Origin of the sequence: Amycolatopsis sp. SID8362, from assembly GCF_010550475.1 — a bacterium.
GTDB classification, from domain to species: domain Bacteria; phylum Actinomycetota; class Actinomycetes; order Mycobacteriales; family Pseudonocardiaceae; genus Amycolatopsis; species Amycolatopsis eburnea.
The window spans coordinates 1-7,040 of the sequence record NZ_JAAGNB010000798.1 but is presented as its reverse complement, the minus strand read 5'-3'; the positions used below and the strand labels follow the sequence as shown (position 1 = coordinate 7,040).

The window sequence follows — 7,040 nt, the reverse complement described above, 5'->3', positions numbered from 1 at the left end:
GTCCACCGCCGGTGCCTGCGGTGCGACGGCAGCCGGGGCACCGGCGGCGTGCGGGGCGGGCTGCGGGTAGTCGGCCGAGGGCAGCGAGCTCGCCGTCGCCGTGACCGTGACCACGCCCGCCGCGGTGACGCGCGGGGACAGCCCGGTGCTGGTCACGACCGGCGAGATCGTGGCCACCGCGCCGGAAACCGTGCCGGTGAGCGCGTGCGTGATCGGGTTGTCGAGGGTCCGGCCCGCCGCGGTGACGGTGTCGCGCACCACGGTGTCGACCGTCTGGGCGGTCGCCGTGGTGGCCGCGGTCAGCGCCGAGTCCACCTTTTTGATCGCCGGAGCCAGCCTCGGCGCGGCGGAGCCGACCGCGGCGGTGGTCTGCCTGACGGCCGCGTTCACCAGCGACAGCGATTCCGTCACCGGGCGGGTCGTCGACACCGCGACCGGAGACGGCACGATCCGCGGGGCGGGGTCCGCCGCGTCGAGGGCGACACTCGCGAGTGGACACTCCGTCGGAGCCGGGCCCGCGTCGGCCCGTTCGCATCCGGTGTCGGCAGCGCTGGCGGTCTCGAAAGCGCTTTCCGCGGCGAAGCCTGCCAGGACGAACGCGCCGAGCAGGACGGCCCGGCACACCACGGCCAGGCACATCGCCCGCCGGGATCGCGCTGTGGGGCGCACATTTGCCGTTGCCGGCTCCTGTGCGATGGCTCCGGGGTGAGCCGGACATTCGCATGGCTCGGGAGTTTCCGGCCGCCCGTGACGACCGTGTGGAACGGGCGCTGTGCCCGTTCCACAGGAGGTCGTTCGCAGCGACACCATCGCACTCCACCAATTCCGGCTTGCTCGAAGGGGTTGCCCCAACAGCAGACGGTAAGCGGCCGTCACGCGATGGGAAACTGCCACTTACGGGACGCGCCGCCGCCACCGCCCGAGCCGTCGCTGGTCGAATGAACCCACTCTCCGTCGGGGTCGGAATGCGGCAAGCCGGGCCTGAAGTGCACGATCGGGTGATGAGGGAATGGGGGTAGTTGTCGTGATCCAGGTCGAATGCCCCTTCGAGCCGATGGTCACAGTTTGATAACTCGACATCGTCGTCGCTGGCAGAGGGGCTGCGCCGGTGGCGGCGAAATGATGATCGGCCGCAGAAATTTTGATCATCCCGCGTCAGGGAAGGCGCGGACCGGAGTCCCGGGAACAAAGAGGCCGTGTCAAATCCCCGGGCCGGGCGCGACCGTGAAGAATGGGTGGAGGTGGCGGTTGTGGTGGCGATACTGGTCTACGCCGAGCAGGCGAATACGCGCCATGGGCTCGCGCGATCGCTGCGGCGCGCGCCCGGGATCGGCCGCGTCGAATGCGCCGGGACCGCTGAGGAACTCGTCCGCCGGTACACCCGCTTGCGTGCCGACGTGGCACTCATCGCGGTCCGGCCGGGCGAACCGTCCGGTCCTGCCGCAGCGGCCGCGTTGCTGACGATCGCCCCGGACGCGTCGGTGATCATGTTCGGAGAGTCCGGGGCGCTCTCGGCGGCGAACGGTGTCATCGTGCCGGGCATCGGTGGATTCCTCCGCACGTGCGATGCCCTGGAACCTGTCAGCGCCGCCGTGCCCCGCGACGTTCCTCCGCATCTGTCCGAATGCGAGTTGCAGGTCCTCTGGGGCATGGCCTCCGGGCAACGGAACGTCCAGATCGGCGCCGAGCTCGTGCTCTCCGAGGACAGCATCAAAACCCATTGCAAACGGATCTATCGCAAGTTGGGTGTCCACGACCGCGCCGAAGCGGTCGCTGCCGGCTTTCGGGCCGGTTTCCTCACCTGAGGCCGCACTCCGTCGGCAGCACGCGGCGTGCGGTCCCCCCGGGGACGGCGACGCCGGTGGTGAGGGGCGAGACGGTATCGGTTCCGCTGCGCGCGCTGGGGACCGCGGTCGTGTCCGCCGACGGTCATCCGGTCAGCGGTTCGATCACCTTCACCCTGGCGATGCCGGGCAACGGCACCCCGGTCACGCCCACCGCGACCGCTGTACGGCAACCAGGCGTCGCCGCCTCGCCGGCGCCAACCCGCCGCCGATGTACTGCTGGGGGTGAAGTTCGGCCTCGCCGCTGAGCGCGCTCACCCGCACCCCAGCACCGCCCTCGGGGCTCCGGCTCACGGCGGCATGATCTCCGGTGAGGTCGACTTTGCCTGGCCGGGGAGCTGGGGCCGGAGCGCCGGCCCCGCGAGGAGAAGCGCGATTCCCTGCGCGGCGATGCGTGGGCCGACAGGATGGCCGCCAACAGCCGCGTGCTCGGTGATCCGGCCGCGGTTGTGGCGCACGGGCGTTGCGCTGACAACCGCGCCGTCCGGAAGCGGTGCGGCGAGGTCGGCGCGCTGGTCCGCGCGTTGTGACCGATCATGGGGCCATGGGAACTTCGGTCGGATTACTGCACCCGGGAGCGATGGGAGCCGCGGTCGGCGGGCTGCTCGCCGACCGGTTTCGGGTCTCGTGGGTTTCGGCGGGGCGCGGGCCCGCCTCGCGGCGGCGTGCCGAGGAAGCCGGGCTGACCGAGGTCGCGGATCTCGCGGCGCTGGCTCGATGCGACGTGCTGGTCAGCGTCTGCCCGCCGTCCGCCGCGCTTGACGTCGCGGGGAGCGTCGCGGCCACCGGGTTCGCGGGGACCTACCTCGACGCCAACGCGATCAGCCCCCGCCACGCCGAGGAGATCGCCGGAATCCTGCCCCGGGCGACGGTCGTCGACGGCGGGATCGTCGGGCCGCCGCCGCGGACGGCGGGGACGACCCGGCTCTACTTGTCCGGGCCCGCGGCGGCCGTCGCGGATCTGTTCGACGGCACCGTCCTGCGGGTGGTGGTGCTCGACGGGCCGGTCGGGCGCGCGTCGGCGCTCAAGCTCGCGTTCGCCTCGTACAACAAGCTCACGTACGCGCTCGCCGCGCAGGCCCACGCCTTGGCGGAGCGCCACGGGGTCGGCGTCGAGCTGCGGGAGCTCGCCGCTGACGTCCTGCCGGACACGCCGTTCGGCGCGCCCGGCGGGATAACGTCCGCGGGACGCCGGGCCTGGCGCTGGGAAGGCGAGATGGCCGAGATCGCGGCCGCGTGCGCCGAAACCGGGCTGGCCCCGGATCTGGTAGTGGCGGCGCAGGCGGTGTTCGCCCGCTGGCGTGATCATCGCGACGACGACAGCGTCGATCTCGCCGCACTCCTGCGGACGCTGGCCGGCCCGCCGAGCTGACGTCGATCGCGGTGTCGGGCGTGTTAAGGAATCGAGTGCGCATGCGTTACCCGCCAGGCGTTTGGTAACGCGTCGGTGTTCCGGGGGAAACCGTTGCGAAATGGGTCGCCGGTGCACTGATCGGCATGGACTTCCAGCTCGACGGCCTGCACCGGCCGGTGATCGTGGTCGGCGGCGGCCAGGCGGGACTGTCGATGTCCCACTGCCTGACCGCCGCCGGGGTCGGGCACGTGGTGCTCGAACGCGAGCGCGCGGGACACGAATGGCGGACCCGCCGCTGGGACAGTTTCTGCCTGGTCACGCCGAACTGGCAATGCCGGCTGCCCGGGTTCCCCTACCCGGGCGACGATCCGGACGGGTTCATGGTCCGGGACGAGATCGTCGCCTACCTGGAAAACTACGTGAAGGAGTTCGACGTCCCGCTGCACGAGGGCGTCGAAGCGACGCGGCTGCGGCAGCTGCCGGGCGGCGGGTTCCGGCTCACGACGTCGGCCGGGGAGCTGACCGCCGACCACGTCGTGCTGGCGACCGGCCCGTACCAGGTGCCCCTCAAGCCGCGGCTGGCCGAGCGGCTTCCCGAGCACATCGTTCAGCTGCACTCGGCCGAGTACCGCAATCCGGCCCAGCTGCCGGACGGGGACGTGCTGGTGGTCGGCACCGGGCAGTCCGGCTGCCAGATCGCCGAGGACCTGCACCTGGCCGGGCGGCGGGTGCATCTGGCCGTCGGGTCGGCGCCGCGGGTGGCCCGGCGCTACCGGGGCCGGGACGTCGTCGCCTGGCTCGACGAGATGGGCTACTACGCCAGGGGAATCGACGAATTCGCCGATGCGGACGCCGTGCGGTTCCGCGCGAACCATTACGTCACCGGCCGCGACGGCGGGCACGACATCGACTTGCGCGCGTTCGCCGCCCAAGGCATGCAGCTCTACGGGCGGCTCGAAAGCGTCCGAAGTGGACAATTGAGCTTCGCGGACGACTTGCGGCGCAACCTCGACGCCGCGGACGCCGTGTCCGAGGGCATCAAGGACTCGATCGACGCCTTCATCGCGCAACGCGGGATCGCGGCGCCGCGCGAAGCACGCTACAAGCCGGTGTGGGAGCCGGAAGACGGGGAACGCGCCCTCGATGCGGAAGCGCTTTCGGCCGTCGTCTGGAGCACCGGGTTCGGCCGTGACCACCGCTGGATCGACGTCCCGGTGTTCGACGGCAAGGGCTACCCCACGCACCACCGCGGTGTGACCAGCTGCCCCGGCCTGTACTTCCTCGGCCTGCCGTGGCAGCACACCTGGGGCTCCGGCCGGTTCTGCGGCGTCGCCGCGGACGCCGAGTACCTCGCCCGGCGGATCACCGGCGGCGGCCGCGGGGACGTCCGGTGGCTCTCCGGCACGCCGGTGAGCACCTACCCGGCGGACGACGACTGGGTCGCGCCCCGGACGGTCGCCTGATGAAGTGGACCAACGACGCCCACCGGCACCTGGGCGTGCTGCCCGCGTACCCCTTCTACGGCGGCCCGCCGGTCGCCCCGGCGATCGGCAGCCGCGCGACGATCGGCGAGCTGCTGTCCGATTTGGACCGCGAAGGCACCGAGCGCGCACTGGTGATCCCGAACTACGGCGTCCCGGACCCGGCGATCGCGTTCTCCTTCAACGAACTCTGCGTCGAAGCGGCGAGCAAGGACGACCGGATCAGCGCCGCGCTCTGGGTGTCTCCGCGTCCCGAAGACGCGGATCGCACCGGGGAGGCGCTGAAACTGGCGGGTGAGGAAGGCGTGCGGGCGCTGAAACTCAGCTTCCTGCTGGGCGGCAAGGCCTCTGACCCCGCGTGCAAGCCGCAGCTCGACAAGATCTTCGCCACCGCGCGGGAACACGACCTCGTCGTGCACGTCCACACCTCACCGGGTGCCGCCTCCGACATCGACGAGGTCGGCCAGCTCGTCGACGCCTACGCCGGCGACGTCAAGCTGCACCTCGTCCACTTCGGTGGCGGGATGAGCGGGCACATCAAGCTCGTCGGCGGCCGCTTCTTCGACTGGATCGCCGCCGGAAAGCAGGTCTACACGGACCTGTCCTGGGCGATCGGCTTCACCCCGCGCTGGCTCGTCGAGGAGATCTCCCGCCGGGGTCTCGGCCACGACCGCGTGCTGTTCGCCTCCGACCAGCCGTGGGGCGATCACGAGGGCGAACTCGCCAAGCTGGCCGCCGCGGCCGGCGACGGCGAGCTCGCCGACCTGGTTTTCCGCGGCACGTTCGACGTGCTGTACGGACCGAAGAAAGGGAAATAGACCGATGGCAGAGCTGACCGAAACCGAGAAGACCAGCCTCGACGAGATCCCGCACCCGTCGCTGCCGCAGGGCTCCAACCTGTACGGCGGGACCAAGGTCTTCCCGGACTACCAGGCCGAACCCGGCCAGAGCTACTTCACCCTCGTGCACGGCATCGCGCACGAGTCGTCGGTGAGCTTCGTGGCGATCCTGCAGGCCACCCGCGCGCTGCGGAAGGGCTTCGAGGCCGCGATCTACTTCTACGGCCCGGGTTCGCTGAACTGCCTGGCCACGCGCGGCTTCCCGACCACCGGCAACGCCGCGTTCCCGGGCGAGCTGAACATCAACGACCAGCTCAAGACGTTCATCAGCGAGGGCGGCAAGGCCTACTGCTGCCGGTTCGGGCTGTCGCTGCACGGCGCGCGCGAGGAGGACCTCATCGAAGGCGTCATCCCGACGCACCCCCTCGACGTCCAGGACGCGCTGATCCACTACGCGCGCAAGGGCGCCATCATCAACTCCACCTACATGTTCTAGGGAGCGGCTCGTGCGCGTTGGCATCGAAGAGGATTTGGACACCCGCGCCGACATCGCCGTCCGCGGGGTGCGAGTGGACGCACCCGTACAACGCAGCAAGGGCGCCGGGCCGAGCGACGACGGCCACCTGGTCGTCGACGGTGCCAACGCGACGCTGCCGCTCAACCCCGACAGCCCGTACGAGGTCCGCGACGGCCGGATCCACCGGGGAGCGGTCGACCTCGGCCTCAGCGTGACGCCGGTGGCGCGGCCGCGGTTCTACGACCTGTCCACTGCGGACGGTGTGCCGTATCGGAAGATCGCGCTGCTGCACGGAAAGGACGTCCTCGCGACGACCGCCGTGCAGACGTGCATCCGGTACGCCGAAGACCAGCGCTGCCGGTTCTGCACCATCGAGGAGTCGCTGCGGGCCGGGTCCACAGTGGCCGTGAAGACCCCGCAGCAGCTCGCGGAGGTCGCCGAAGCGGCGGTACGGCTCGACGGTGTCCGGCAGATGGTGATGACGACCGGCACCACGGCCGGGCCCGACCGCGGGGCCCGGCACCTGGTCCGGTGCGTCCGCGCGGTGCTCGAGGCGGTGCCGGGCTTGCCGGTCCAGGTGCAGATCGAGCCACCGGGCGATCTCGGTGTGCTCACCGAGCTGCGCGACGCCGGGGCGACGTCGATCGGCATCCACGTCGAATCCCTCGACGACGACGTCCGGCGGCGCTGGATGCCGGGCAAGTCCACCGTGCCACTGGCCGAGTACGAAGCCGCGTGGGCGGAGGCGGTCCGGGTGTTCGGCCGCAACCGCGTCTCGACCTACCTGCTGATCGGCCTCGGCGAGGACCCGGACGACCTGGTCGCGGGCGCCGGACGGTTGATCGAGGCGGGCGTGTACCCGTTCGTCGTCCCGATGCGGCCGATGCTCGGCACCCTGGCTCGCCGCGACGGCGCCACCGCGCCTTCGCCGTCGCTGGTCGCCGACGTCACCAGCCGGGTCGCGGCGCTGCTGCGGGCGGCCGGGATGACCGGCGCCGACCAGGG

Annotated in this window: 7 protein-coding genes; 6 read left to right on the top strand and 1 reads right to left on the bottom strand. The window is 71.4% G+C overall.

Annotated features, from left to right (window positions below; all coding sequences use genetic code 11):
- Positions 1 to 639: hypothetical protein (locus tag G3I65_RS24775; RefSeq protein ID WP_203612496.1), on the bottom strand; the 639-nt coding region annotated here is incomplete at its 3' end.
- 611 nt (positions 640 to 1,250) lie between these two features.
- Between G3I65_RS24775 and G3I65_RS58825 the strand changes: the two genes are divergently transcribed.
- From G3I65_RS58825 to G3I65_RS24745, 6 genes are all read left to right on the top strand, one after another.
- Positions 1,251 to 1,805 carry a response regulator transcription factor gene (locus G3I65_RS58825; protein WP_160698226.1) on the top strand — a complete coding sequence of 185 codons (555 nt, stop codon included), beginning with the start codon at positions 1,251 to 1,253 and terminating at the stop codon, positions 1,803 to 1,805.
- A 583-nt stretch (positions 1,806 to 2,388) separates the two neighbouring features.
- On the top strand, positions 2,389 to 3,216 hold the full coding sequence (locus G3I65_RS24765) for an NAD(P)-dependent oxidoreductase (RefSeq protein WP_160698225.1): 828 nt from the start codon (positions 2,389 to 2,391) through the stop codon (positions 3,214 to 3,216).
- A 125-nt stretch (positions 3,217 to 3,341) separates the two neighbouring features.
- Complete coding sequence (locus tag G3I65_RS24760; protein ID WP_160698224.1) at positions 3,342 to 4,661, top strand: MSMEG_0569 family flavin-dependent oxidoreductase; 1,320 nt, start codon at positions 3,342 to 3,344, stop codon at positions 4,659 to 4,661.
- Positions 4,661 to 5,497: an amidohydrolase family protein gene (locus tag G3I65_RS24755; protein ID WP_160698223.1), complete on the top strand. Its 837-nt coding sequence runs from the start codon at positions 4,661 to 4,663 to the stop codon at positions 5,495 to 5,497. Before G3I65_RS24760 ends, G3I65_RS24755 begins: the two co-directional genes overlap by 1 nt.
- Before the next feature lie 4 nt (positions 5,498 to 5,501).
- Complete coding sequence (locus G3I65_RS24750; RefSeq protein ID WP_003073383.1) at positions 5,502 to 6,014, top strand: MSMEG_0572/Sll0783 family nitrogen starvation response protein; 513 nt, start codon at positions 5,502 to 5,504, stop codon at positions 6,012 to 6,014.
- Between the two features lie 10 nt (positions 6,015 to 6,024).
- Positions 6,025 to 7,040 (top strand): MSMEG_0568 family radical SAM protein (locus G3I65_RS24745; RefSeq protein ID WP_160698222.1); only part of this gene is annotated, 1,016 nt, incomplete at its 3' end.